We start from the raw sequence: 24,819 nt of genomic DNA, 5'->3' as shown, positions 1-24,819 counted from the left end.
CTACCGACCGCCACCGACAAAACCCGGAGGGTCACCGTGCCGCACCGTCCCGCGTTTCATTCCCGCCCTGAAGGACGGGGTTTCCACGCTGCGGGTATCCGATGACCGAACCGCAGCGCATCCCCCTGTACGGCCCCGAGTACGCGCAGGACCCGGCCGCGGCCTACGCCCGGATGCGCGCCCACGGCGACCTCGCCCCCGTCGAACTGGCCCCCGGCGTCCCGGCGACGCTGGTCATCGGCTACGAGGCGGCACTGGAGATCCTGCGCGACCCGGACACGTTCCCGCGCTGCAGCGAGGTGTGGGAGGCGGAGGTCGGCCCTAGCTGCCCGGTGCTGCCGATGATGATGGCGCGGCCGAACGCGCTGTTCACCAACGGCTCCGTCCACGCGCGGCTCCGCTCGGTGATCGTCGACAGCATGGACCGCGTCGACCCGGTGTCGCTGCGCGAGCACGTCCAGAACAGCGCGGACACCCTCATCGACCGGTTCGCCGCCGACGGCAAGGCCGACCTCATCGGCCAGTACGCGCGGACGCTGCCGCTGCTGGTGTTCAACGAGATGTTCGGCTGCCCCCGCGACATCGGCGACAAGCTCGTCCGCGGCATGAGCGCGATCTTCGACGCCGAGGGCGCCGAGGAGGGCAACGCGCTGCTCGGCGAGGCCACCGGCGAGCTCGTCGCGCACAAGCGCCGGAAGCCGGGCGCGGACGTGACGTCGTGGATGATGCGCCACCCCGCCGGACTCGACGACTTCGAGATGGCGCACCAGCTCACGCTGCTCGTCGGCGCCGGCACCGAGCCGGAGCAGAACCTCATCGCCAACGGCATCCTGCTGCTGCTGTCGGACGACCGGTTCGGCGGCGACCTGGCCGGCGGCAGCATGCCCGTCGAGGACGCCCTGGACGAGATCCTCTGGACCGACCCGCCGATGGCCAACTACGGGACGACGTTCCCCCGTCAGGACATCGACTTCCACGGGCACACGCTGCCCGCCCACCAGCCCGTCCTGATCAGCTACGCCGCCGCGAACACCGACCCGTCCCGGGCGGCGGCCGACCGGAAGGGGAACCGCGCGCACCTGTCCTACACCGGCGGGCCGCACACCTGCCCGGCCAAGAGCCACTCGCGGCTGATCGCGTCCGCCGCCATCGAGGTGCTCCTCGACCGGCTCCCCGACCTGGACCTGGCCGTCCCGAGGGACGCGCTGGAGTGGCGGCCGGGGCCGTTCCACCGCGCCCTGGTCGCCCTCCCCGTCACCTTCCCGCCGGCGGAGAGCCGTCCCTGACGGCACCGTCCGCCGCGGCGCGCAGCGCGCCGATCACGGCCGTCAGCTGGGTGATCACGCCGGCCACACTGGTCTGGTCGGCCCCGTTGACGGTCACGGTGCGCAGCTCGTCCGGCTTGGGGAGCTTGGCGACGATCTCCGGCAGCGAGGCGATGAGCCGCGCCTGGACGGCGGCCGGCGTCCGGTCGTTCTCGATCGCGGCCCGTGCCGCCTCCCGCTCCAGGTCCAGCAGGGCCTGCTCGTGCCGGGACCGAGCGCGGGAGTCGGCGAGGGCCAGCTCGCCCTCGGCGCGGAGCCGGGCCAGCTCCTGGTCGCGCTCGATGCGCAGCCGTCCCGTCTCGGCCTCCTCGGCATGGCGCTCCCGCTCCATCCGGAGCGCGTGCCGCGTCGTCTCGGTCTCCAGCTCGGCGACCTCGCGGGCGTCATCGTGCTCGCGCCGGGTGCGGCGCAGCCTCTCGGCCGCCTCGGCCTCGAACAGCCGCGACTCGTTGGCGGCGCGCAGCTCGGCCAGCTCCCGCTCGTGGTCCAGCCGCTGCGACTCCTTGGTCCGCGCGGCCGCCATCTCGCGCTGCCCGACGACCTCCTCGGCCTCCAGTTCAGCCAGCCGCGCGACCTGCCCCTGCCGGGCCCGGTAGGGCTTCTGCAGGTTCTCCCAGAGCTTGGACGAGCTGACCACGGCCTCCTTGATCTGCACGGTGACGATCCGCAGCCCGAGCCCCTGGTCGCTGTTGTCCTCGCCCTCCGCCACCGCCCGCAGCCGGGCCGTCAGCTCCTCGATGATGGGCTGCTTGTCGCTGAGGACATCCCGCACGCCCATCGTCGAGACCTTGTCCTTGATCGCGGCCTCGGCCTGCTCGCGGAGCTGGAGGTTCACCAGCCGCATCGGGTCGTCGGCGTCCCCGAAGTCGAGCTTGCGGTAGGCGGTCCCGAAGTCCTGGATGATCCACTGCACGTAGCCCTGGACGAGCACGCCCTGCAGCTCCCCGCAGACTCCGGCCGGACTGCGGCTTGGCCGAAACAGTAATGAACTTTCCGCCGGTTGTACGCGTATCTCCGGCCGTGACGACACATGGGGCGAACCCGGATCGGCCTTCGGCCCGGACCGACCGGGCGATGCTCGTCATCGGGGCCGCGGCGATCGCCCTGGTCGGCCTCGCGCTCGTCATGCGGCTCGGCGGCGCGTTCAGCGAGACCGCGACCCCCGGCCTGTCGCAGGCGGGCGCGCTGACCAAGATCGGCCTGTCGGTCGCGAAGCTCGGCGGCGACGTCGCGGCGGTCCTCACCGCCGGCTGGCTGCTCGTCGCGGCCGTGTTCGTGCCGGCGACGTCCGCGCTCGGCCGCCGCTGCCTGCGCGCCGCGTCGCTGACCGCGCTGGCGTGGGCGCTGTGCACGCTGGCGCTGATCGTGTGCACCGTCCTCGACCTGTTCGGGATCGGGCTCGCGGACGTCACCGGCGACATGATGCGGACGCTCCTCATCGATCTGCCGCAGGGGCGCGCGCTGCTGCTCGTCCTCGCCGGCGCGGTCGCCCTGGCGGTCGCGGCGAGCCTGCCCCGCGCGGCGGGCGGCGCCGGATACCTCCTCGCGGGCGCGCTCGCCGGCCTGCTGCCGCCGCTGTTCACCGGGCACGCCGCGAGCGCCTCGAACCACGCGCTCGCCGTCTACAGCCTCGCCGCCCACGTGCTGGGCGTCGCGCTGTGGATCGGCGGGCTCGTCGCCCTGGTCACCGTCGCACCGGACGTCCAGCAGGACCTCCCCCGGATCGTGGAACGGTACAGCGGCCTCGCGCTCGCGGCGTTCACGGTCGTCGGGGTCAGCGGCGCGGTGAACGCCTGGGTGCGCCTCGGCGGCGTCCACCTCGGGTCGCGGTACGGGATGCTGGTCGTGGCGAAGGGCCTGGCGCTCGCCGCCCTCGGCGCGTTCGGCTGGTGGCACCGCCGCACCACGATCCCCGCGCTGCGGGACGGGACGGGCCCGCGCGCCTCCCTCCGGCCCTTCCTGCGACTCGGCACCGCCGAGGTCCTCGTGATGACGGCGACGATGGCCCTCGCCGCCGGGCTGTCCCGGACGCCGCCGCCCGAGAACGCCCCCGGCACCCTCGACATCACCGCGCTGCGGCTCGGCTTCCCGCTGCCGGGCCCGGCCGGGACCGGGCCGTACCTGCTGGACTGGTGGATCGATCCGCTGTTCTTCGTGCTGATCGCCGCCGGGGCCGTCCTGTACGGGGCGGGCGCCGTGCGCGTCCGGGACTGGCCGCGGAAGCGGACCGCCGCCTGGACGGCCGGGCTGCTCGTCCTGCTGCTCGCCACCGCGAGCGGCATCTCCCGCTACAGCATGGTCCTGTTCAGCGCCCACGCCATCCAGCACGTGCTCGTCGGGGTCGTCGCACCGTTGCTGCTGCTGTACGGGGCGCCGGTGAAGCTGGCGCTCAAGGCGATGCGCGGCGAAGGCCGGGCGCTGCTCGCCGCTGCCGCCGGCAGCCGCGGCCTGCGGGTGCTGAGCCGCCCGGTCGTCGCGTCAGCGCTGCTGCTGCTCAGCCTCTACGCGTGGTACGTATCGCCGCTGTTCCCACCGTCGCTCAGCAACCACGCCCTCCACTCGCTCACCCTGGTCGCCTTCCTCGTCATCGGGCTCGCCTACTTCCATGGGACGGCCGGGACGCTCGTCCCGCTGGCCGTCCTGCCCCTGCACGCGGCCGCCGGGGTGCTGCTCATGCGGGACGGGACCGTCCTCGGCGACTGGTACGAGACCCTCGGCCGCCGCTGGGGCGCCGCACCGCTGGACGACCAGCGCCTCGGCGCGCTCCTGCTGTGGACGGCCGCGGCGGCGATCACGGCCGCCGTCGCGGCGGCGCACGCGGTCTACGGCCGCGGCCGCCGGTCCAGGACCCGGCTGAGCGCCTCCACGACCGTCGGGTCGTACTCGGCGGCCGAGTCGAGCCGGAGCCGCTCCAGCACGGCGGCGCCCCTGTCCCGGTCGGCGGAGTCGCCCACCAGGTCGTCGTAGGCGTTCGCGACCTTGATGATGCGGCCCGCGAGCGGCGGCGGGACCGGCCGCTCGCCCGAGTCGCCGACGGGCTCACGGCCCGCCCGGTACGGGTGCGAGGACAGCTGCACGATGTGCGCCACCCGGTCCAGCACCCCGGTCTGCTTGATCACCTCGGCGCCCAGCTCGGCGATGCGGCGCTGCTCGGCCGGGGACGCCAGCACGGTCGCGCCGCCCGGGATCGGGTCGCCGAGCGACAGCTGCCCGATGTCGTGCATCAGCGCCGCGTACTCCAGTTCGAGCAGCTCCTCCTCGGCCATGCCGAGCTCGCGCCCCATCGCGACGGCGAGCCGCGCCACCCGCCGCGAGTGGCCGGCCTCCACGTAGCCGCCGACCTCGGTGACCCGCGACAGCGCGCGGATGGTCTCCAGGTAGGTGGCGCGGATGCCCGCGTACCGCCGGAACGCGAACTGCGTCACCAGGATCGGCACCGTGAAGATCAGCAGCGCGGCCTCGCCCATCGCGGTCGTCGCGACCGCGATCAGCATGGCGGTCGCGCTGGTCGCGGCGCACAGCGCCATCTTCGCCTCGATCTCGTCGCGCAGCGCGATGCCGAACCGGGCCCGGACGGTCTCCGCCCGGATCATCGCGGCGATCAGCACGTCGGTGAAGCAGGACGCGACCACGACGACGCCCATCACGGCCAGCAGCAGGTACCAGGCGGGGGCGAGGTCGAGCATCGGCCGGAAGCACAGCGCGATGACCGCGACGTTGAACAGCCGGCGCGCCATCGCGTCCGGGCGCGGCGTCCGGCCCACCGCGATGTGCGGCAGCGAGCCGACCAGCATGCCGACCGCCGCGACCGCGACGACCTGCAGCGCGGAGTGCTCCGCCGGGACGACGCCGAGCCACGCGTCCGGCGCGGCGCCCTCCGGGCCGACGCCGACCAGCAGCGCGTACCCCATCGCGCCCGCGCTGGCGATCGGCGCGACCTCCCGGTTGCCCGGCATCACCATGCGGAACAGCTCGCCCAGCGCGATCAGCACGCCGAAGATGATCGCGACGTTGGGCTGGTGCAGGCCGACGGCCGCGACCTGCGTGATCGCGACGACGGCGAACAGCCCGGCGGTCGCGATCAGCAGCAGCTGGCCGGAGTCGATGGTCTGCCACGCGGCCCGCTCGCGGGCGGGCAGATGACCGGTCGTCACTGGCGCCGCACCTCGTCGCCGCCGGTGACCCGCAGCGGCGCGCTCGGGTCGTCGTGGTCCTGCCGGGTGGTCTCGACGACGTCGTCGTCCGGCAGGACGACGGGGGCGGGCGGCTCCCAGCCGTCCCGGTCGAGGGCCCGCAGGAACGCCTCGACCATCTCCGGGTCGAAGTGGTCGCCCATCCCGCGGCGCAGCTCGGCCACGGCCTCCCCGATGCTGCGGGCGGCGCGGTAGGAGCGCGTCGAGGTCATCGAGTCGAACGCGTCCGCGACGGAGATGACCCGGGCGAACTCGGGGATCTCGTCGCCGGCGAGGCCCATCGGGTAGCCGCGGCCGTTCATCTTCTCGTGGTGGTGCATGATCCCGGCGAGCGCCTCGTCCAGGAACCCGATCTCCCGGACGATCTCCAGCCCGCGCATCGGGTGCAACTGGATCGCGGCGAACTCCTCCTCGGTCATCGGCCCGTTCTTCTGCAGCACCTTGGTGGGGACGCCGAGCTTGCCGACGTCGTGCAGCATCCCGGCGTAGCGGATCGCCTCCACCCGGTCGGCGCGCATCCCGATCTCCTGCGCGATCATCACCGACCCGCGGGAGACCCGCTCGGAGTGCCCGCGGGTGTAGAAGTCCTTGGTCTCGACCGCCTGGCACAGCGCGGCGAGGGTCGCGGCGTGCGCCTGCTGCTGGGCGTAGGCCTGGTCCATCGCCCACCGGGCGATGAACAGCGGGAGCAGGACGAGGACGGCGGCGAACGGCCCGACCCGCGGCCACAGCCCGGCGATCAGCAGCCCGACCATGCCGTAGCCGAGGCAGCCGACGGCGAGCTGGCCGCTCTCGTGCAGCAGTTCGCGCGGCGCGGCCTGCCGGCTGAGCAGCAGGACCCCGGCCGTCAGCGCCAGGTTGACGAGGACGAAGGTGACGAGCGCGCCGAGGAAGGGGCCGATGACGTTCTCCACCCAGCGGGCCTGCTCGGGGTGGAAGCGGGCGCCGCCGAGCACGTCGAAGACCGTCCCGGCGATGAACCCGCTGAGCGCGAACTGCGCGCCGTTGAAGATCCGCTTGACCGGCGCGAAGATCCGCTGGCCGGTGACGACGGCGACCAGGCCGAGCAGCGCGGCGCCGACCGGGCCGAGCAGCACCACCGAGGCCAGGCTCGCGGCGAAGCTGAGCGACACCCGGGCGCGGGTGATGTTCAGCCGCGCGGGCGCCGAGTCGCAGACGAGGAACAGCAGGGCCAGCACGGCCAGCTTGCTCCAGTCCAGCTCCGCGAAGGACGACGTCGCGACGAGGCCGGCCGCGAGGGCCACCACACCGCAGACGTACGCCCAGGCAGCGAGAGGTAGTCCACGCATTGCCGCCCCTCGGGGAGTGACGAGATGGCGGGCCGCCGCCGGGGTGCTGTGCGCCTTCCGGCACCTAGACCCAGGACACGCCCTTGGTCAGCATCAGCGACGACGCCGCGGCGCTCGGGCGCCCGCCGTGTCCTGCCGGCGACACACGCTTGAGCATGGCTCCTTGCCTCCCCCCGCCGAACCGGGCCGTCCAGGCCTCGCGGCCGGCCTCCGTCCGGGGCCGGGCGCGGGCCCGGCTTCCCGGGCGAGCACGTACCCCGAATTACACCGGCGCGCACGTGCTCCCGTCGCTGATTTCGGCATAAGCCTAACGCGAACTGCCCAGGTCACACACGCTTGAGGGAAAAACTGAGCAAAGCGTGAAGCGGTCGTCACCATAGGTGATCAATTGCGGCGGTGAATGCACGCAACGTAAGCGCACGACGTGATTGCACAATAGAATGCACGTGCATCGGCGAATGCACCGGGCAACCCCGGCCCTTTTCCTCTCCCACCCGCCCTGCGGTACGACCTACCGTACCTCTCGGATCAAAAAGACTCACCCCAAGGAAATGGCCACAATGCGACAACCCCGTGTTTTGGGGTATGCAGCCGAATTCAGTCGCGGGGTGATCTCACCCGCCGCGCGTGCCGCGCTCAGCCGCGCACGGGGCCGCGCTCGCGGGCCCAGGCGACGGTCTCGGCGAGCCCCTCGGCGAGGCCCACCGCCGGCTCCCAGCCGAGCACCTCCCGCGTCGCCGCCGGGTCGACGGCCATCGCAGGCAGGTCGCCCAGCCGGGGCGGCGCGAACTCCGGGTCGTCCGGCGCGCCCGCCGCCTCGGCGACCAGCGTGTGCAGGTCCCGGTCGGCCGTCTGCAGGCCGGTGCCCACGTTGAAGCGGAGCCCGCCGCCCGCGTCCCCCGCCGCGCGGGCGAACGCGTCCACCACGTCCAGGACGTACACGTAGTCGCGGGTCTGCGTGCCGTCGCCGTAGACCTTCGTCGGACGGCCGGACAGCAGCGCGTCCGTGAAGATCGAGACGACGCCGGCCTCGCCCTCGGGCGTCTGCCGCGGCCCGTAGACGTTCGCCAGCGTCAGCGTCGTGTAGTCGATGCCGTGCAGCCGCCGGTACATCCCCGCGTAGACCTCGCCGGAGACCTTCGAGGCCGCGTACGGCGACGCGGGCCGCAGTTCGGCGCCGGCCGGGACGGGCAGCGCGTCCGGCACCCCGTACACCGCGCAGCTGGAGGTGAACACGACCTTGCGCCCGCCGGCCGCGCGCGCCGCCTCCAGCACGTTGGCGGTGCCCAGCACGTTCGTGCGGGCGTCCGCCAGCGGGTCGGACACGCTGACGCGAACGCTGACCTGCGCGGCCAGATGGCAGACGACCTCGGGGCGGCGCGCCGCGGCCTTCTCCACCAGCGCCGGGTCGGCGACGTCCATCTCCCACAGCTCCACGCCGGGACGGACGTTCGCGCCGGAGGTCATGTCGTCCACGCCGATGACCTCGTGGCCGTCCGCGAGGAGCCGGTCGACGAGATGGGATCCGATGAATCCGGCCGCGCCGGTGACGAGTGCGAGCACCCGCAGCACGATACCGAAGCGGCGGCCGGCAAGGCGGTCCGGAGCGACGCCGCGGCCGGGCGCTCCTGTCGGGCGCTCCGGTCAGGCGCTCTCGGTCTTCTCCGCGCCGCCGGACGCCTTGATCTCGCCGCAGATCTCCTCGATCCGGCCGAGCACCTTGGCGCGCAGGTCGGTCGGAGCCTGCTCGCACCCGCAGGACTTGTTCACGATCTTCTTGACGGCCTCTTCGAGCCCGTACTCCCGCAGGCACGGCCCGCACTCGTCGAGGTGCTGCCGGACCTCGCCGCAGCCGCCCTGGTCGAGCTCACCGTCGAGATAGGTGTAGACCCGCGCCAGTACCTCGTCGCAGGGCGTCTCGTGGTGGTTGCCGCAGCTCATGATGACCCCCTGCCCGCACGGGTGAGCCCGCGGTCCTCAGCGTAGTCCTCCAGCATGCCGCGGAGCTGGCGCCGGCCGCGGTGCAGGCGGGACATCACCGTACCGATGGGCGTGCCCATGATCTCGGCGATCTCCTTGTAGGCGAAGCCCTCGACGTCGGCGAGGTAGACGGCGATGCGGAACTCCTCCGGCAGGTCCTGCAGCGCCCGCTTCACATCGCTGTCGGGCAGGTGCTCCAGCGCCTCGGCCTCGGCGGACTTCAGCCCGCTGGAGGTGTGCGACTCGGCGCGGTGGATCTGCCAGTCCTCGATGTCCTCGGTGGCGGCCTGCTGCGGCTGGCGCTGCTTCTTGCGGTAGGAGTTGATGAACGTGTTGGTCAGGATTCGGTAGAGCCACGCCTTGAGATTCGTCCCCTCCTTGAACTGGTGGAAGGACGCGAAGGCCTTGGCGAAGGTCTCCTGGACGAGGTCCTCGGCGTCGGCCGGGTTGCGCGTCATGCGCAGCGCGGCCGAGTACAGCTGGTCCAAGAACGGGAGCACGTCGCGCTGGAACCGCTCCTGGCGCTGCTCCACGGTCTCCGTGGTGCCCGGTACCTGACCCACCCCCTCGACTGTGGCGCCCTTGGCCCCGACTGGGCCGGCGGCGTCGTACCCCCCAGACGATATCGGTCCTCGCGGCCTGCCGACGCGTACGGGGGGCCGCCCGTCGCCGCGGGGGGCCGCCGTGCCGCCTCCCCGCTGCTGATCGGCGACGGCTGTGGTCATCGGCCTGCACCTCCGTGTTACTCGCTGTGAGACGGTGCAACACCGGAACGGCCCAGCCGATTCCCCGGAGTGCCCCCGCCGACCGGGTCACTCAGGGTGGTGAGCGGCCCCGGACGGGGAAAGATGTGACATACACGGCGAGAACAGGAGCAATCGGTGCACTCCGTGCCTTCGGCGCGACCTTCCGAGACCAGCATCGCCAGCCTGCGTGACGGCTCCGGAGCCGCGGCCGGGGAGTCCCTGGCGCGCTACTGGACCTTCTACCGGGCGGTGGCGGACGCCCAGCTGGCCGGCTGGCTGCCGCGCCGGCCGTCGCGGGTGCTGGACATCTCCGGCGGGCACGGGCGCAGCGCCGACCAGGCCGCCGGCGCCGGCCACGCGGTACTGGAGGTGCGCGACCTCGACCGGCCCGGCCGCGCGCCCCGCGCCGAACCCCGCGCCGAACCCCGCCCCGGGGCCGACCCCGGGCCGGGCCGTTCCGCTCCGGGCACGATCCCGCTGGTCGGCGACTCCGGCACGCTCTCCTACCTGGTGGACGCCTCGGTGGACGCCGTCATCGCGGAGAACCGGGTGCTGTCGCGGCACCTCGCCACCGAGGCCACCATCGCCGAGATCGCCCGCGTGCTGCGCCCCGGCGGCCGCGTGCTGCTCTGCGTCGACTCCCTCACCCTCGGGATGGCGCTGCTCGCCGAGCGGAACTACTGGGCGCACCTGTCGGACGTGCCGAGCGCCGAGGTCGTCCTCGTGCCCTGGCCGGACGGGACCATCACGCGCTCGTTCTCGTCCCACCAGCTCCGCGAGCTGCTCGCCGACGCGGGCCTCGACGTCGAGTGGATCAGGCCCCGCACCGCGCTGTCCCCCTCGACGGTCGAGCACGTGCTGGCCGAGTCGCCGCGCGCCCTCCCCCGCCTGGTCCGCACCGAGCTGAACGCCCCGCAGGAGGACGAGTCCCTCGGTGTGCACCTGCTCGCCAGCGCCCGCAGAGCCCGCTAGTACCGGCCGAACTCGCTGGTACGGCGGCCCCCCGTTAGCGCCGCCGGTCGTGCTTCGCCTGGCAGGTGATGCAGCGGGCGGCGTCGGGACGGGCCTCCAGGCGGCCCTCGGGGACCGCCTCGCCGCAGTCGGCGCACCGGCCGTAGGCGCCGGCGGCGAGCCGCTCCAGCGCGGCGGCCACCCCGCCGCGATGGCGTTCCAGGGACGCGAGAGCGGCCTCTACGCGGTCGTGGGCGGTGAGGCCGGCGCCGGCGTCCGCGGCGGAATTGTCGTACTCGGGGGTCTCGCCGCGGAGAATGGCGATGGAACGATCCAAATCCGCGAGCATGACCTCAAGGCGGGAACGGGCGGCGGCGCTGTCCACGATCGTGCGCACTCCCCTCCCCCCGAGGCGGCGGCCGTCAGAACAAACTGTCGGACGGGTTACCCGGACTATCCCCAGAAATCATCGGTTCTATGAGTTCGGGCCCGTTGTTTCGCACGCTGTTGACCGCCTTCGACACGGGGTAGGCGTCCATTGTCCCGGCCATGGCGGGCACCAGGAGCCCCCGCACCCGGTCAATGCCGGTCAGCTCCGGATCGAGCCAGGCGTCCCAGCGGTCCGGCTCGACGATCATCGGCATCCGGTCGTGGATGCGGCCGAGGTCGTCCGGCGCGTCGGTGGTGATGACGGTGCACGTCCACACCCACTCGTCCTCGGGCGACTTCCACAGTTCGTAGAGCCCCGCCATCGCCATGACGGCGCCGTCGTTCGGGCGGATGAAGTAGGGCTGTTTCTGCGGCTTCTTCTTCGCCTTCTTCTCACCGTCCGCGGGGTCCGGCGAGTCACCGTCGTTCTGCAGCGCGTACCACTCGAAATAGCCGTCGGCCGGCAGCAGGCAGCGGCGGCGCGCGAACGCCCGCCGGTACGAGGGCTTCTCGTGCACGGTCTCGAACCGCGCGTTGATCATTCGGGACCCGATGGACAGGTCCTTCGCCCAGGACGGGACGAGGCCCCAGCGCACCGTCCGCAGCTGGCGCACCGCGGGCTCCTCCTCCGGCGCGTCCTTCGGGCGCCGGTCGAGGACGACCGGGACCTGCTTCGTCGGGGCGACGTTGTAGTCGGGCTGGAGGTCCCCGTCGACGGCGTCGACCTGCACCTGGAACTCGTCCAGAAGCTCCTGACGCGCGCGGGTGGTGGCATAGCGTCCGCACATGCGTCCCATGAGACCACGAGCCGACGACACTGGGCGGGCGCGCGCTTGAGGTGCGGCGCGCTGGGCATGTGAGGGTCATGCGACCCTTCACGACCCTGGCCCGCCCGCTCGTGGCGGCGCCCTACATCATGACCGGCCTGGACGCCATCCGCGATCCCCGCGAGCGCGCCGAGCAGGTCGGCCCGGCCGTCAAGCCGGTCGCCGACCGGCTCGACTGGATGCCGAAGGACCCCGAGACCCTCGTCCGCATCGAGGGCGCGCTCAGCCTCGGCACGGGCGCGCTGCTGCTGACCGGCAGGTTCCGGCGGCTGACGACGCTGGTGCTCGCGGCGCAGCTGATCCCGGCGCTGGCGACCGAGCACCGCTACTGGACCGAGGACGACCCCGAGCGCCGCGCGAACGAGCGTTCCCACCTGCTGAAGAACGCGGCGCTCTTCGGCGCGCTGCTCATGTCGGCGACCGAGCCGCGCCGCGCGCCCCGGACGGCGGAGCTGCGGCGCGCGATGCGCGAGTCGCAGATCAAGACCGGCGCCGAGGTGAAGGCCATGCGCCGGGAGGCCGCCGCGACGCTGCGGAACGCCCGCCGGGAGGCGTCCCGCCAGGTGCGGGTGGCCCGCGCGGAGAGCGGGCGCAAGGCCGCCAAGCAGGCCGCGAAGGCGGCCAAGGCGAGGCGGACCGCCATGCCGGGCGGCCTCGTCAAGGCGGGCCGGACCGGTGGGACCGGTCTCTTCAAGGCGGGCAAGGCCACCGGTGGGACCGGTCTCTTCAAGGCCGGCCGGGCGGGCAAGGGCGGCGTGCTCCGGGCCGGCAAGGCGGGCGGCGCGCTGACCAGAGTCGGTGCGGCCGGCACGTTCAAGGCGGGCAAGGCCACCGGTGCGCTGAAGGGCATCGGGTGGCGGGGCCGGTCCAAGGGCGGGCCGTTCTCCCGTGGCGGCAACCCGGACATCCGCGAGATGGCGGCGTTCCGCGCCGGCCAGGCGGCGAAGGCCGGCAAGGCCGCGGGCAAGACCGTGAAGGCGGGCACCGCCACCCAGGCGGCGAAGGCCGCGAAGGCCGGCCGGACGGTGAAGTCGGGCACGGCCGTCCAGGCGGGCAGGGTCATGGAGGCGGTCAAGCGCTGACTTCCCGAAGAGAACCTTAAAAGACCCTCAAGAGCGTTGAACCGTGGGGCGCGGCGGTCCCGTACTGCCAGGAGACACCGTCCACCGGCCCCCACCCGCCGCCAAATCCACGGAGACGCCCCGGCCATGGCACTTCCCGGACCGACCGGTCGCCAGCCCGGCGGGTTGCGGAGCCTGCTCCGCCGCCCCGGCACGGCACGGCCGCCATCGGCCGCCAGCGACGAGGAGATCGCCGCCGAGCTGTACCGCGAGTACCATCGGCCCCTCCTCGCGTTCGTCCTCCGGCTCACCGGCGGTGACCGCCAGTGGGCCGAGGACGTGGTGCAGGAGACCATGATCAGGGCGTGGCGCAGCGCGGACCGGCTGGACGACCGGACGTCCTCGCTGATGCCGTGGCTGGCCACGGTCTCCCGGCGTATCGTGATCGACAACCGGCGGCAGCGCGAGGTCAGGCCGCCGGAGGTCGGCGACGGCCCCCTGGAGAACCTCCCGATGGCGGACGAGATGGACGGCCTGCTGCGCAAGGTGGTCGTGACGGAGGCGCTGGAGTCCCTCTCCCCCGCGCATCGGCAGGCGCTGACGGAGACGGTGCTGCGCGACCGTACGGTCAACCAGGCCGCCGAGTACCTCGGCATCCCGGTGGGGACGGTGAAGTCCCGCGTGTACTACGCGCTGCGCGCCTTGCGCGTCGCCTTGGAGGAGAGGGGGGTGACCTCATGAGTTCCCAGATCGAGCACACCGACGTCGGCGCCTACGCGCTGGGCCTTCTCGAAGACGGCGATCGGCGGGCGTTCGAGGCGCATCTGCCCGGGTGCGGCCGGTGCCAGGCCGAGCTGGGCGAACTGGCCGGGACGGCCGGGGCCCTCTTCGAGGTGGCGCCCGGCGCGGCGGCGGGGCCGGGCCCGGAGCCGGGCCCGGAGGCCGCCGCGGAGGAGGACGAGCCGTCCACACCGCCGGCGCCGGTGATCGACATGATGCGCCGGCGGCGGCGGGCGGACCGGCGGTTCCGCCGCGGCGCGTACGCGGCCGGCACCGCCGCCGCGGCGGTGGCGCTGGGCGCGGGCATCGCGCTGGGGACGACGCTGAACGGCGACGAGGGCGCGAACCCGAAGCCGCCGCCCGTGGCGCAGCCGGTCACGGGGCAGCAGTTCCGCGCGACGGACGCGGGCACGGGCGCGTCCGGGACGGTCGGCCTGGTCGACAAGGGCTGGGGTACGCAGGTCAGCCTGGAGCTGCGCGGTATCAAGGGCCCGCTGCGGTGCCATCTGGAGGCCGTGTCGCGGGACGGTGAGCACAGCGTCGTCGCGGGCTGGCGCGTCCCCGACAAGGGCTACGGCGTGCCGGGCCAGCCGAAGCCGCTGATCATGCAGGGCGGCACGGGGCTCGACCGGCAGCAGATCGACCACTTCGCCGTCAGGCTCGACAGCGGCGGGACGCTGCTCACCATCCCGCTGTGATCCGCTCCCCGCTCCGATTCGCCCCGGCCCGATAACCTTGGGGCATGCCCACTCCGCATTGGTCCGCCCCGGTCGCGCACGCCCCGGTGGACGCCACGGTGCCGCTGCCCGGTTCGAAGTCGATGACCAACCGCGCGCTGGTCCTGGCCGCGGTCGCCGCCGCGCCCGGCCGGATCGTCCGGCCGCTGCGCAGCCGCGACACCGATCTGATGGCCGCGGCGCTCGGCGCGCTCGGCACGGGGATCGCGCAGGACGGTGCGGCCTGGCGGATCGTCCCGGGTGAGCTGCGCGGCCCGGCGAGCGTCGACACGGGCCTGGCCGGGACGGTGATGCGATTCCTGCCGCCGGTCGCGGCGCTCGCGTCCGGCGAGGTCTTCGTGGACGGCGACCCGCGCGCCCGGGAGCGGCCGATGGGCCCGATCATCACGGCGCTGCGGGCGCTCGGCGCCGCCATCGACGACGGCGGGCGGGGCGCGCTCCCGTTCACCGTCCGGGGCACGGGCTCGGTGAACGGCGGCGAGGTCGTGATCGACGCGTCCGGTTCGTCCCAGCTGGTGTCGGGGCTGCTGCTGGCCGCGCCGCGCTTCGAGAAGGGCGTCGAGGTCCGGCACGAGGGCCCGCCGGTGCCGTCGGCGGCGCATCTGGCGATGACCGTCGGGATGCTCCGCGAGGCGGGCGCCGCGGTCGAGGCGGAGCAGGACGCGTGGCGGGTCGCGCCCGGCCCGCTCCACGGCCGCGACTGGACGATCGAGCCGGACCTGTCGAACGCGGCGCAGTTCCTCTCCGCCGCGCTCGTCACGGGCGGGCGGGTGACCGTGCCGGGCTGGCCGGCGGAGACGGCGCAGCCGGGTGACGCGCTGCGCGGCCTGCTCGCGACGATGGGCGCCGAGGTGTCCCGCGGGCCGGACGGCCTGACGGTGCGCGGCCGGGGCGGGTTCGCCGGGCTGGACGCCGACCTGCACGAGGTCGGCGAGCTGACCCCGGTGCTCGCGGCGCTGTGCGCCCTCGCGGACTCGCCGTCCAGGCTGACGGGGATCGCGCACCTGCGCGGCCACGAGACCGACCGCCTCGCGGCGCTGGTCGCGGAGATCAACGGGCTGGGCGGCGACGCCACCGAGCTGCCGGACGGACTGGAGATCCGCCCGCGCCCGCTGCGCGGCGGCGTCTTCCACACCTACGACGACCACCGGATGGTGATGGCGGCGGCGCTGCTCGGCCTGGCCGTTCCCGGCATCGAGGTGGAGAATCCGGGCACCGTGGGCAAGACTCTTCCGAACTTCACTCGGCTGTGGGCGTCGATGCTGGCGCCCGCCTGACGGCAGGGGCGGACACTGGCTCGACGAACGAGCGACTACGACGAGGACGACGTCCGGGTGCGGCCCGGGCGCCGCGGGTCGCGACCGCGCACCCGCCGCCGTCCCGCGCACGAGGACGCCTCGCGCGGCCTCGTGCTGGCGGTGGACCGCGGCCGGTACCGCTGCCTGGTCGGCGCCGGCACCGGCGACGAGCGCGGCGTCACCGCGATGCGCGCCCGCGAGCTGGGCCGCAAGGGCGTCGTCGTGGGCGACCGGGTGGCGCTCGTCGGGGACGTCTCCGGCGATCCCGACACCCTCGCCCGGATCGTCCGGGTGGAGCCGCGCACCTCGTCGCTGCGCCGCACCGCCGACGACACCGACCCGTTCGAGCGGATCATCGTCGCGAACGCCGACCAGCTCGCCATCGTGACCGCGCTCGCCGACCCGGAGCCGCGCCCCCGCATGATCGACCGGCAGCTCGTCGCCGCCTACGACGCCGGGATGGACCCGCTGCTCTGCCTCACCAAGGCCGACCTCGCCGACGCGGACGCGCTGGTCGCCGAGTACGCGCCGCTCGGCGTCCCGTACGTGGTGACGCGGCGGGGCGGCGACCTGGCGGAGCTGCGCGGCCACCTGACCGGCCGCACCAGCGTGCTGGTGGGCCACTCGGGGGTCGGCAAGTCGACGCTGGTGAACTCCCTCGTCCCGGACGCGGAACGCGCGGTGAGCCACGTCAACGCGGTCACCGGGCGGGGCCGGCACACCTCCTCGTCCGCGATCGCGCTCGAACTGCCCGGCGGCGACGGCTGGATCATCGACACCCCGGGCGTCCGCAGCTTCGGCCTGGCGCACGTCGAACCGGAGAACGTGATCAACGCGTTCGACGACCTCGCGGAGGGCGCCGCCGAGCGCTGCCCGCCGCACTGCGACCACTTCCAGGACGATTGCGGCCTCGATGAGTGGGTCGCGGAGGGCCGCGCGTCCCGGGCCCGCCTGGACTCCCTGCGCCGCCTCCTGTCCTCCCGCGAGGCCGACGCCGAATAGCCCGCGACGGCCACCGCGGCCCGTCGGTAGGGTCGCTGCATGCCTCAGATGATCGCGGCGCGGTACGAGCTCCTGGAGATGCTCGGCCGGGGTGGAATGGGCGCGGTGTGGCGGGCCCGCGACCGGACGCTCGACCGCGAGGTGGCGGTCAAGGAGGTGTCGCTGCCGCAGGGCCTGGACGACGCGCAGGTCGAGCGGCTGTACGCGCGGACGTTCCGGGAGGCGCGGTCGGCGGCGCGGCTCGACCATCCGGGAATCGTCACGGTCTACGACGTCGTCGAGGAGGACGGCCGGCCGTGGATCGTGATGCAGCTCGTCCGGGCGGAGGGGCTCGACAAGGTCATCGCGCGGGAGGGTCCGCTGCCGCCCGCGCGGGTCGCGGCGATCGGCCTCGACCTGCTGGACGCGCTGGGCGCCGCCCACGGGGCCGGGGTCGTGCACCGCGACGTCAAGCCGGGGAACGTGCTGCTGCCGCCCGGCCGGGCCGTCCTCACCGACTTCGGCATCGCGACCGTGGCGGGCGACGAGACGCTCACCCAGGCGGGCGCGATCGTCGGGTCGCCCGCGTACCTGGCGCCCGAGCAGGCCCGGCACCAGAAGGCGACCCCGGCGTCCGACCTGTGGTCGCTGGGCGCGACGCTGTACGCCGCCGCCGAGGGCCGCCCCCCGTTCGGGCGGCCGGACGTGTGGGGCGTGATGGCCGCGGTCCTGTCGGACGATCCGGACCCGCTCCGCCTCGCCGGCCCCCTCGCACCCGTCCTGCACGGGCTGCTGCGCAAGGACCCCGGCGAGCGGATGGGGCCGGACGAGGCCGGGCGGCTGCTCCGGGTCGCGCGGGGTGCGCCCTCGCCAGCGTTCACGCCGGTGGAGGCGCCCCACAATGTGACGCTGCAGCCTCCGGTGGCGTCGCCGACCGTTCCGACGGTTCCGCCGGTTCCGCAGCGGCGGCGGAGGCGCTTCCCGTGGCCGCTGGTCGTGCCCGCCGGGATCTTCGCGGCCGCGCTGGCCGCCGCCGTCGTCGCGGTCGTCGTGTTCGTCGACGGCGACCGGGGGCAGAGCGGGAACGGGCGGCCGGGGACCTCGCCGTCCGCGCCGTCCGCGCGGGCCTCCGTGCCGGAGGGCTTCCGCGAGTACCGGGGGTCGACGTTCACCGCGGCCGTCCCCGCAGGGTGGAAGGAAGAGGCCGAGGGCGACGACGTGACGTTCACCGACCGGGCGGCGGGCGTCACGCGAGGGCTGGCGTTCCAGCGTCTCGGCTCATCCTTCCAGAGCCCCGGAGACGGCCTCGCGTCCGCCATCGGCCAGATGAAGAACGACCCGGCCTCGTACCCCCGCTTCAAGCAGGAGGATTTCGACCGGGACGTCCCCTACAAGTACGGGCCGGCGGCCGAAGTGCAGTTCACCTTCGTCAAGAACGGCACGCCGGGGCGCACGCGCGTGCGGGTGTTCAAGTCCGGCGGCGTCTTCTACCAGGTGCTGCTCGCGACCGACCAGGCGCACTGGGACGAGAGCGTCCGGTACTACGAGTCGTTCCTGCGGTCCCTGACCCTGACGTCCTAGCCGCGCAGTCCTAGCCGCTCAGTCCTGGCCGGGCGGCTCGCCGAAGAGGGCGCGGGCCTTGGCCTCGGCCTCGTTCAGCGCCCTGACGTGCCGGGGCGCGAGCTCCTCCACGCACCGGGTCATCTCCTCGGTGACGTGGCTGAACGCGCTCTCCTCCGCGCCGCGCAGCGCCGCCCGCACGACGGCCGACCGGGCGCCGAGCGCGGACCACTCCAGCTCCAGCCGCGCCACGGCCTCGTCGAACGCCCGGGACGTCTCGGCGCCCGCGTCCTTCAGCTCGTCCGGTACCGGCCCCCGGCCCGCCTTCCGGGCCTGGCCGGAAAGGGCCGAGATGCGGCTGGCCAGCGCCAGGCCCTCGCGGGCGAGCGGCAGCACGTCGTGGATCAGGTCGGTGACCGCCCTGGCCAGCTCCTCCACCCGCGTGAGCAGCGTCTGCGTCGCGTCCTCCAGCGCCTCGGAGGTGCGTTCGGCGACGCGTTCGGCGACGTCCTTCTGCTGCCTGGACAGCACCGGGACGATGTCGCGGTCCAGCAGGCCGCGCAGCTCCCGCTCCCGCGCGCCGCGGTCGCCGGGCCCGGCCTGCTCGGCCCAGTCCGCCCAGACCCGCTCGATGCGCTCCTCCCCGGACGCGGCGATCTCCGCCGTGATCTCGTCCAGGGCCTCGCTCACCCGGGCCTTCAGCCGCTCCACGCGCCCGTAGAGCGCTTCGCGCTTGAACGGGTCGTTGAGCTCGTTGAGCTGCGCCTGCAAGCGGCGGGACACGTCGATGGCGTGCTCGGCGAGGGGGACGAGGCGGTCGGCGAGCTCGTCGAGCGTCGCCGCCCGGCGCGGGTCGGTCAGCTCGGCCACCCACGCGGGAAGGTCGTGCGGCATGGCCCCCATGCTGCCACTGCCCGGCCCGCGAAACCGGCCATCGGCCCGGCGCGCCACGTCCGGACGACCGAAAAGCCGGATCGGCACGGGTAAGTGTGTCTGGACCGGCGGTGATCAGGGTAGCGTTGCACGCCGTGGCGGGCTATTCCGATGACCTGCGTCTCGCGCATGTGCTGGCGGACGGGGCCGACGACATCACGACCAGGCGTTTCCGCGCCCTCGATCTGGCCATCGAGACCAAGCCGGACCTGACGCCGGTCAGCGACGCCGACCGCAGCGTGGAGGAGCAGATCCGCGGCACGCTGAAGCGGGCCCGCCCGCGGGACGCGGTGCTCGGCGAGGAGTACGGCAAGACCGGGTACGGGAACCGCTGCTGGATCATCGACCCGATCGACGCCACGAAGAACTTCGTGCGCGGCGTCCCGGTGTGGGCGACGCTGATCGCGCTGATGGAGAACGACGAGATCGTCGTCGGGGTGGTGTCGGCGCCCGCGCTCAACCGGCGCTGGTGGGCGGCCCGCGGCGGCGGCGCCTGGACGGGCCGCAGCCTCACCCGCGCCAGCCGGATGAACGTGTCGTCGGTGACTGAGATGTCCGATGCGTCCCTGTCGTTCTCCAGCCTGAGCGGCTGGGAGGAGCAGGGCCGCCTCCCGCGCTTCCTCGACCTGACCCGGTCGGTGTGGCGGACGCGGGCGTTCGGCGACTTCTGGTCGCACATGATGGTCGCCGAGGGCGCGGTCGACATCTCCGCCGAGCCGGAGGTGTCGCTGTGGGACCTCGCCGCCCTCCAGGTCATCGTGGAGGAGGCCGGCGGGATGTTCACCGACCTGTCCGGCGTGCCGGGCCCGGACGGCGGCAGCGTCGTCTGCACGAACGGGAAACTGCACGCCGAGGTCCTGCGGACGCTGGGCGGCGGCCAACTCTCCCTGCGCATCTGATCACCGACGCATCTGAGCACCGCGCATCTGAGCACCGCGCATCTGACCGCCCGGCGCCGGGCATACCTCCCGTGGAGGCCAGATCATCATGGCCATCCGCCCGACTCGCGACATATCGTGGAACAGCGGTCGCGGGACGGCCGTTGTCACAGATGGGCGGCCCGTAAACGGAGGTACCAGATGTCGACCCAGACCAAGGTAGTGATCGGCGGAGTCGTCGTCGGTTTCCTGACCCTGTTCGTCTTCCCGTGGTGGCTGAGCGCGCTGATCATCCTCGGCGTCATCGGCGCGCCGCTCGTCGGGTACATGATGCTCGACCCGTCCCAGCGGAAGCGGGTGCGCGCGCAGGGGCGCAAGCGCCTCGGGAGCTGACCGCGGCCCACCGCTAGGGTGCGGATGTGGCGGAAACACGGGTCGGGGTCGTCGGCGCGGGGATTCTCGGGCTGGCGATCGCGCGCCGGCTGACGCAGACGCGCCCCGGCGCGACCGTCACGGTCCTCGACAAGGAGGACCGTGTCGCGGCCCATCAAACGGGCCACAACAGCGGCGTCGCCCACGCGGGCCTGTACTACGCCCCGGGCTCGCTGAAAGCGACGCTGTGCAGGCGCGGGATCGGCCTGCTCAAGGACTACTGCACCGACCGGGACCTGCCCTACGAGGAGTGCGGCAAGGTCGTCGTCGCCCGCGACGCGTCGGAGACGGCCGCCCTGGACGAGATCGAGCGGCGCGCGGCGGCCAACGGGGTGCCGGGGCTGCGGCGCCTGGCGGGCGGCGGGCTGCGGGAGATCGAGCCGCACGCCGCCGGGGTGGCCGCGCTGCACTCCCCCACCACCGCGATCGTCGACTTCCCGGCGGTTGCCCGCGCGTTCGCGGGCGACGTCGTGCAGGGCGGCGGAGAGGTGCGGCTGGGGTTCGAGGTCGTCCGTCTCGGCCGGGCCGGCGACCGCGTCACGGTCGCGTCCGCGCACGAGGAGCTGGTGTTCGACGCGCTCGTGGTGTGCGCCGGGCTCCAGGCCGACCGGGTATCGCACCTGGCGGGCGACTCACCGGCCCCGGCGATCATCCCGTTCCGGGGCGAGTACTACCGGCTCGTCCCGTCCCGGACGGACCTGGTCCGCGGCCTCATCTACCCGGTGCCCGACCCCCGCTACCCGTTCCTCGGGGTGCACTTCACGCGCCGCGTGGACGGCGGCGTGGACGTCGGCCCCAACGCCGTCCTGGCGCTGGCCAGGGAGGGCTACCGGCGGCGCGACGTCCGCCCGGCCGATCTGTGGGAGACGATCCGCTGGCCGGGCTTCCGGCGCCTGGCGCGGCGGCACTGGCGGACGGGCGCGAAGGAGCTGTACGGGTCGGCGGTCAAGCGGGCGTTCGTCGCGGAGGCGCGCGCCTTCGTCCCGGAACTCGCGGCGGCCGACGTCGTCGCGGCGCCCGCCGGGGTCCGCGCGCAGGCGGTGGACCCCGACGGGTCGCTCGTCGACGACTTCCGCATCGGACGTGTCGGCCCGGTCGTGACCGTCCGCAACGCCCCGTCCCCGGGGGCCACGTCGGCCATGGCCATCGCCGAGCACGTCGTCGAGCGGCTCTAGTCCCAGAGCTTGCGGATGTCGCCGCGCGGGTCGCGGACGACCTCGTCGGACGGCCCGCCGAACGTCTGCACCGCCCGCGTGGACGGGTCGAAGCGCTCCCAGCCGGGGTCGCCGGCGGCGGCGAACCGGGTCCAGTGGCGATGCATCCGGTCGGCGAGCTCCTGCGGCGGGTTCGGCCCGGTCAGCCCGTCGGGTTCGGCGGTCAGGGTGTCGAACACGAAGCCCAGCTCCAGCGCGTGGCAGGCGCCGAGGTCGTGGTTCGGCGACCGCCACGCGAACTCGTACATCCAGGTCCGCCCGCCGGACGCGGCGTGCCCGGCGGCGGTGCGGTTGGCGGGGATCCGGAACAGGTGGTCGGTGATGATCGTGGCCGTCAGCTCGCCGGCCGTCATGTCCGGGTGGCGGTCGCGGTAGGCGGCGGGCAGCCCGGCCGGGACGCCCATGCCGGCGGCGATCAGGCCCGTCACCTCGTCGGTGAGCTGGGCCGCGAGGCCGGTCGGCATCAGGAAGAGCCGGAACTCCTCGGAGGTGTAGCCGATGAGGAGGTCGACGTCGCGCCCGGCGCCGGCGGCGATGGCGTCCTCGGGGCGCCGGGAGAGCAGCTCGCCGTCCAGGACCGGGGTGAGGGACATGGCGCCCGCCGCGGTGGTGGCGCCCCAGCGGCCGGGGTCGGGCACCATCGAGACCTCCGCGGCGACGGACGCCTGCGCCGGGATGATCGCGGCCGGGTCGAGCGCCGCGAACGCCTCCGCGGTCGGCTCGATGCCGAGCCGGGCGGCCATCTCCCTGGTGACGAGCATGGCGTCGTCCGGGTCCTGCGCGATGCCGCCGGCGCCGCTCTGCGCGATCACCCGGCGGAACAGCCCGAGGTCGAGGGAGAGCAGCGTGGTGACGCTCATGCCGCCCGCCGACTCGCCGAAGATCGTGACGTTGCCCGGGTCCCCGCCGAAGCCCGCGATGTTGTCGCGGACCCACTCCAGGGCGGCGATCTGGTCGAGCAGCCCCCGGTTGAGCGGGGCGCCCGGCAGGTTGGCGAAGCCCTCCACGCCGAGCCGGTAGTTGATCGTCACGCAGACGACGCCGTCGCGGGCGAAGTTGCGGCCGCTGTAGACGGGCACGGCGCCGGACCCGTTGCGGAACGCGCCGCCGTGGATCCACACCATGACCGGAAGCCCGGAGGCGCCCGGCTCCGGCGTCGTGTCATTCAGGGGGGACGACCCCCCTGTACCCCCCGAGAAGCAGGGCGTCCAGACGTTCAGGTTGAGGCAGTCGTCGCCGGGGACGTCGGGGTCGGGCAGCAGGGTGTCGAACGGCCTGGGGTAGCCGGGCTTGGGCGCGGTCGGCCCGTACTCGAAGGCGTCTCGGACGCCGTCCCACGGCTCGGGCGGGCGCGGCGCCCGGAAGCGGTTCGGCCCGAACGGGGGCGCGGCGTAGGGGATGCCCAGGAAGGCGGTGACACCGTCCCGTGTCCTGCCGCGCACCTTCCCGTGGGACGTCTGTACGACCGCCTCCATGCCGCGCCTCCGGTTCTAGAACAGAATTCGACTAGCCAGAGCGTACGGGACGGAGGCGGCCGGCGGAACGCCGCTGCTACCCCTTCCGCGGCGCGGGGCGGAGCATGCGGGTGAGGTACCCGCGGGCGAACGCGCGGATGGCGTCCTCGTCGTCCAACTCCAGGCCGCCGCCCGGGAGCAGCAGCAGCGACACCGCGAGCCGCAGCAGCACCTCGGCGACGGTGTTGTGGTCCTCCGCGTCGCCGGGGCGGGCGCGGCGCAGCCGGTCGGCGAGGATGTCGCGGGCCGCGAGCATGACCGCGCCGCCGTTCATGCTGAGCTGCGGGAGGAACGCCTCCGGCTCGCTCTCCAGGACGCGCCTCATCAGCGGATGCGTGCGGGCGCTGCGCAGCCCGACCACGAACCCCTCCACGACGGCGTCCTCGGCGGACTCCAGGTCCTCGGTGGCCTCGGCGATCGCGGTGAGGAACCGGTGGCACTCCCGCAGGATCACCGCCTGGAGCAGCTGCTCCTTGTTGGTGAACCGCCGGTAGATGGTGGTGCGCGCGACCCCGGCCCGCTTGGCGACGTCCTCGACGCTGACCCTGCGCAGCCCGTAGGTCTCGAACTCGGCGAGCGCCGCGTCCAGGATGCGGGTGTCGAGGTCGTCGGCACCGCCCTCCGGCGCGGCCAGCCGCGCCAGCAACGCGTCCGAGGTCGTGGCATCCGTCGTCATGACCAGCACCCTAACCGGATCCGGTGTCCGGCTCGTGACGCCGGACGAGACAGAGCTACAATAATCGTCGATCTGTACTCCTGTCTCTCCCCCGCGGCGGTGCACATGACGGACCAGGCCGAGACGCAGCCCCCGGCCCCGCTCGGGCCGGGCTCGCTGACCTGGCGCTACTTCGGCGACACCCGGATGTTCCTCGTCGGGCCCCGGGCGGCCGTCCTGCAGAACATGCTGCCGGCGCTCGGCCAGGGCGTCCTCGACCACTCGGTGTTCTTCTCCGAGACGTTCGCGCGGGTGAAGCGGTCCGCCGGGCCGATCCTGGACACCGTGTACGGCGGTGAGCGGTCCGCCGAGACGGGCCGGAAGGTCCGCGACTACCACCGCGACATCAAGGGGACGCTGCCGGACGGCACCCGCTACCACGCGCTCGACCCCGAGACCTACTACTGGGCGCACGCCACGTTCCTCGACACCATGCTGTACGGGATCGAGACGTTCATCCGCCCCCTCGGCGAGGCGGAGAAGCGCCGGATCTACGAGGAGTCGAAGACCTGGTTCCGGATGTACGGGGTCAGCGACCGGGCCATGCCGGCGGACTGGGAGGCGTTCCAGGTCTACTGGAAGCGGATGCTGGACGAGGAGATCGTCCCGCACAAGACCGCCCGGTACGGCGTCGGCTACGCCAAGAAGGGCCTGCCGCGCCCGAAGCGGGTGCCGGCGCCGGTGTGGCGGGCGATGTCGGCGCCGCTGAACGCGGTCGCCCGGTTCCTCACGGTCGGCGGGCTGCACCCGCGCATGCGCGAACTGCTGGACCTGCCGTGGAGCGCCGCCGACGAGCGCCGCTACCGGCGGTTCGCGGCGGCCGTCCGGGCGGGGAACCGGGCGTGGCCGCTGCTGCCCGAGGCCGTCCGCTACCTGCCGCAGGCCCGCCGCGCCCGTGCTTCCGAAAGGGCACTCCGGAAGGCGCGGAAGGCGCGGAAGGCGCGGCGGGCCTGAC

Annotated in this window: 23 protein-coding genes and 1 pseudogene; 13 read left to right on the top strand and 11 right to left on the bottom strand. The window is 73.8% G+C overall.

The window, feature by feature from the left end; genetic code table 11:
* Positions 1 to 101 precede the first annotated feature (101 nt).
* Positions 102 to 1,286, top strand: coding sequence for a cytochrome P450 family protein (locus AL2_RS12750; RefSeq protein WP_067633388.1), 1,185 nt, complete (start codon positions 102 to 104; stop codon positions 1,284 to 1,286).
* Here AL2_RS12750 and AL2_RS12745 read toward each other — a convergent pair.
* Complete coding sequence (locus AL2_RS12745; protein ID WP_067633386.1) at positions 1,255 to 2,256, bottom strand: SPFH domain-containing protein; 1,002 nt, start codon at positions 2,254 to 2,256, stop codon at positions 1,255 to 1,257. The genes AL2_RS12750 and AL2_RS12745 overlap by 32 nt on opposite strands.
* A 53-nt stretch (positions 2,257 to 2,309) precedes the next feature.
* Between AL2_RS12745 and AL2_RS36245 the strand changes: the two are divergent.
* Positions 2,310 to 4,136: pseudogene (locus AL2_RS36245) on the top strand (bifunctional copper resistance protein CopD/cytochrome c oxidase assembly protein); the annotation flags it as partial.
* A gap of 11 nt (positions 4,137 to 4,147) precedes the next feature.
* Here the strand turns inward: AL2_RS36245 and AL2_RS39150 are convergent.
* The 5 genes from AL2_RS39150 to AL2_RS12720 all read right to left on the bottom strand — a co-directional run bounded on the left by AL2_RS39150 (position 4,148) and on the right by AL2_RS12720 (position 9,371).
* Positions 4,148 to 5,479, bottom strand: coding sequence for an HD-GYP domain-containing protein (locus tag AL2_RS39150; protein WP_067633384.1), 1,332 nt, complete (start codon positions 5,477 to 5,479; stop codon positions 4,148 to 4,150).
* Positions 5,476 to 6,828 (bottom strand): HD-GYP domain-containing protein, encoded by a 1,353-nt coding sequence (locus AL2_RS12735; protein WP_067633382.1) that lies wholly within the window; start codon positions 6,826 to 6,828, stop codon positions 5,476 to 5,478. Before AL2_RS12735 ends, AL2_RS39150 begins: the two co-directional genes overlap by 4 nt.
* Positions 6,829 to 7,464: 636 nt before the next feature.
* Entirely contained in the window at positions 7,465 to 8,391 is a 927-nt protein-coding gene (locus tag AL2_RS12730; RefSeq protein WP_067633380.1) for an NAD-dependent epimerase/dehydratase family protein, read from the bottom strand.
* An 81-nt stretch (positions 8,392 to 8,472) separates the two neighbouring features.
* Positions 8,473 to 8,769 carry a mycothiol system anti-sigma-R factor gene (gene rsrA, locus AL2_RS12725; RefSeq protein ID WP_067633378.1) on the bottom strand — a complete coding sequence of 99 codons (297 nt, stop codon included), beginning with the start codon at positions 8,767 to 8,769 and terminating at the stop codon, positions 8,473 to 8,475.
* A complete protein-coding gene (locus tag AL2_RS12720) occupies positions 8,766 to 9,371 on the bottom strand; it encodes a sigma-70 family RNA polymerase sigma factor (RefSeq protein ID WP_067633376.1) in 606 nt (201 codons plus the stop codon). The genes rsrA and AL2_RS12720 overlap by 4 nt, the downstream gene beginning before the upstream one ends.
* 318 nt (positions 9,372 to 9,689) lie before the next feature.
* Between AL2_RS12720 and AL2_RS12715 the strand changes: the two genes are divergently transcribed.
* On the top strand, positions 9,690 to 10,526 hold the full coding sequence (locus tag AL2_RS12715) for a class I SAM-dependent methyltransferase (RefSeq protein WP_067633375.1): 837 nt from the start codon (positions 9,690 to 9,692) through the stop codon (positions 10,524 to 10,526).
* A 34-nt stretch (positions 10,527 to 10,560) separates the two neighbouring features.
* On the opposite strand, the gene AL2_RS12710 is transcribed toward AL2_RS12715, so the two are convergent.
* Both AL2_RS12710 and AL2_RS12705 read right to left on the bottom strand, forming a co-directional pair.
* Entirely contained in the window at positions 10,561 to 10,902 is a 342-nt protein-coding gene (locus AL2_RS12710) for a TraR/DksA family transcriptional regulator (RefSeq protein WP_245666591.1), read from the bottom strand.
* A 25-nt stretch (positions 10,903 to 10,927) separates the two neighbouring features.
* Positions 10,928 to 11,722 (bottom strand): SOS response-associated peptidase, encoded by a 795-nt coding sequence (locus tag AL2_RS12705; protein ID WP_067633373.1) that lies wholly within the window; start codon positions 11,720 to 11,722, stop codon positions 10,928 to 10,930.
* Positions 11,723 to 11,799: 77 nt separating this feature from the next.
* On the opposite strand from AL2_RS12705, the gene AL2_RS38505 reads away from it, so the two are divergent.
* From AL2_RS38505 to AL2_RS38355, 6 genes are all read left to right on the top strand, one after another.
* Complete coding sequence (locus AL2_RS38505; protein WP_067633371.1) at positions 11,800 to 12,843, top strand: DoxX family protein; 1,044 nt, start codon at positions 11,800 to 11,802, stop codon at positions 12,841 to 12,843.
* 126 nt (positions 12,844 to 12,969) lie between these two features.
* On the top strand, positions 12,970 to 13,563 hold the full coding sequence (locus AL2_RS12695; protein ID WP_083946454.1) for a sigma-70 family RNA polymerase sigma factor: 594 nt from the start codon (positions 12,970 to 12,972) through the stop codon (positions 13,561 to 13,563).
* Complete coding sequence (locus tag AL2_RS12690) at positions 13,560 to 14,300, top strand: anti-sigma factor family protein (protein ID WP_067633367.1); 741 nt, start codon at positions 13,560 to 13,562, stop codon at positions 14,298 to 14,300. Before AL2_RS12695 ends, AL2_RS12690 begins: the two co-directional genes overlap by 4 nt.
* A 44-nt stretch (positions 14,301 to 14,344) precedes the next feature.
* Positions 14,345 to 15,616 carry a 3-phosphoshikimate 1-carboxyvinyltransferase gene (aroA, locus tag AL2_RS12685; RefSeq protein ID WP_067633365.1) on the top strand — a complete coding sequence of 424 codons (1,272 nt, stop codon included), beginning with the start codon at positions 14,345 to 14,347 and terminating at the stop codon, positions 15,614 to 15,616.
* A 57-nt stretch (positions 15,617 to 15,673) separates the two neighbouring features.
* Positions 15,674 to 16,639 (top strand): ribosome small subunit-dependent GTPase A, encoded by a 966-nt coding sequence (gene rsgA, locus AL2_RS12680; RefSeq protein WP_218003652.1) that lies wholly within the window; start codon positions 15,674 to 15,676, stop codon positions 16,637 to 16,639.
* A 39-nt stretch (positions 16,640 to 16,678) separates the two neighbouring features.
* Entirely contained in the window at positions 16,679 to 18,199 is a 1,521-nt protein-coding gene (locus tag AL2_RS38355) for a serine/threonine-protein kinase (RefSeq protein WP_176579694.1), read from the top strand.
* An 18-nt stretch (positions 18,200 to 18,217) separates the two neighbouring features.
* Here the strand turns inward: AL2_RS38355 and AL2_RS12670 are convergent, their stop codons facing one another.
* Positions 18,218 to 19,072, bottom strand: coding sequence for a hypothetical protein (locus tag AL2_RS12670; protein WP_067633359.1), 855 nt, complete (start codon positions 19,070 to 19,072; stop codon positions 18,218 to 18,220).
* Positions 19,073 to 19,206: 134 nt separating this feature from the next.
* Here AL2_RS12670 and hisN point away from each other — a divergent pair, with 134 nt between their 5' ends.
* The 3 genes from hisN to lhgD all read left to right on the top strand — a co-directional run bounded on the left by hisN (position 19,207) and on the right by lhgD (position 21,596).
* The gene (gene hisN, locus AL2_RS12665) at positions 19,207 to 20,010 is read left to right on the top strand and encodes a histidinol-phosphatase (protein WP_067633750.1); all 804 of its coding nucleotides are present in this window, start codon (positions 19,207 to 19,209) and stop codon (positions 20,008 to 20,010) included.
* Positions 20,011 to 20,190: 180 nt separating this feature from the next.
* Positions 20,191 to 20,382, top strand: coding sequence for a tail-anchor membrane protein (locus tag AL2_RS12660; RefSeq protein ID WP_067633357.1), 192 nt, complete (start codon positions 20,191 to 20,193; stop codon positions 20,380 to 20,382).
* 26 nt (positions 20,383 to 20,408) lie between these two features.
* A complete protein-coding gene (gene lhgD, locus AL2_RS12655) occupies positions 20,409 to 21,596 on the top strand; it encodes an L-2-hydroxyglutarate dehydrogenase (protein WP_067633355.1) in 1,188 nt (395 codons plus the stop codon).
* Here the strand turns inward: lhgD and AL2_RS12650 are convergent.
* Together AL2_RS12650 and AL2_RS12645 are read right to left on the bottom strand one after the other, a co-directional pair.
* A complete protein-coding gene (locus AL2_RS12650; RefSeq protein WP_067633353.1) occupies positions 21,593 to 23,110 on the bottom strand; it encodes a carboxylesterase/lipase family protein in 1,518 nt (505 codons plus the stop codon). The two genes, lhgD and AL2_RS12650, sit on opposite strands and share 4 nt — an antisense overlap.
* Positions 23,111 to 23,186: 76 nt before the next feature.
* Entirely contained in the window at positions 23,187 to 23,825 is a 639-nt protein-coding gene (locus tag AL2_RS12645) for a TetR/AcrR family transcriptional regulator (RefSeq protein ID WP_067633748.1), read from the bottom strand.
* A gap of 105 nt (positions 23,826 to 23,930) precedes the next feature.
* Here AL2_RS12645 and AL2_RS12640 point away from each other — a divergent pair, with 105 nt between their 5' ends.
* Complete coding sequence (locus AL2_RS12640) at positions 23,931 to 24,818, top strand: oxygenase MpaB family protein (protein WP_067633351.1); 888 nt, start codon at positions 23,931 to 23,933, stop codon at positions 24,816 to 24,818.
* The last annotated feature ends 1 nt before the right edge of the window (position 24,819 follow it).

It is taken from the genome of Actinomadura latina NBRC 106108, from assembly GCF_001552195.1.
Taxonomy (GTDB): Bacteria; Actinomycetota; Actinomycetes; order Streptosporangiales; family Streptosporangiaceae; genus Spirillospora; species Spirillospora latina.
This window is presented reverse-complemented; position numbering and strand designations above follow the sequence as displayed.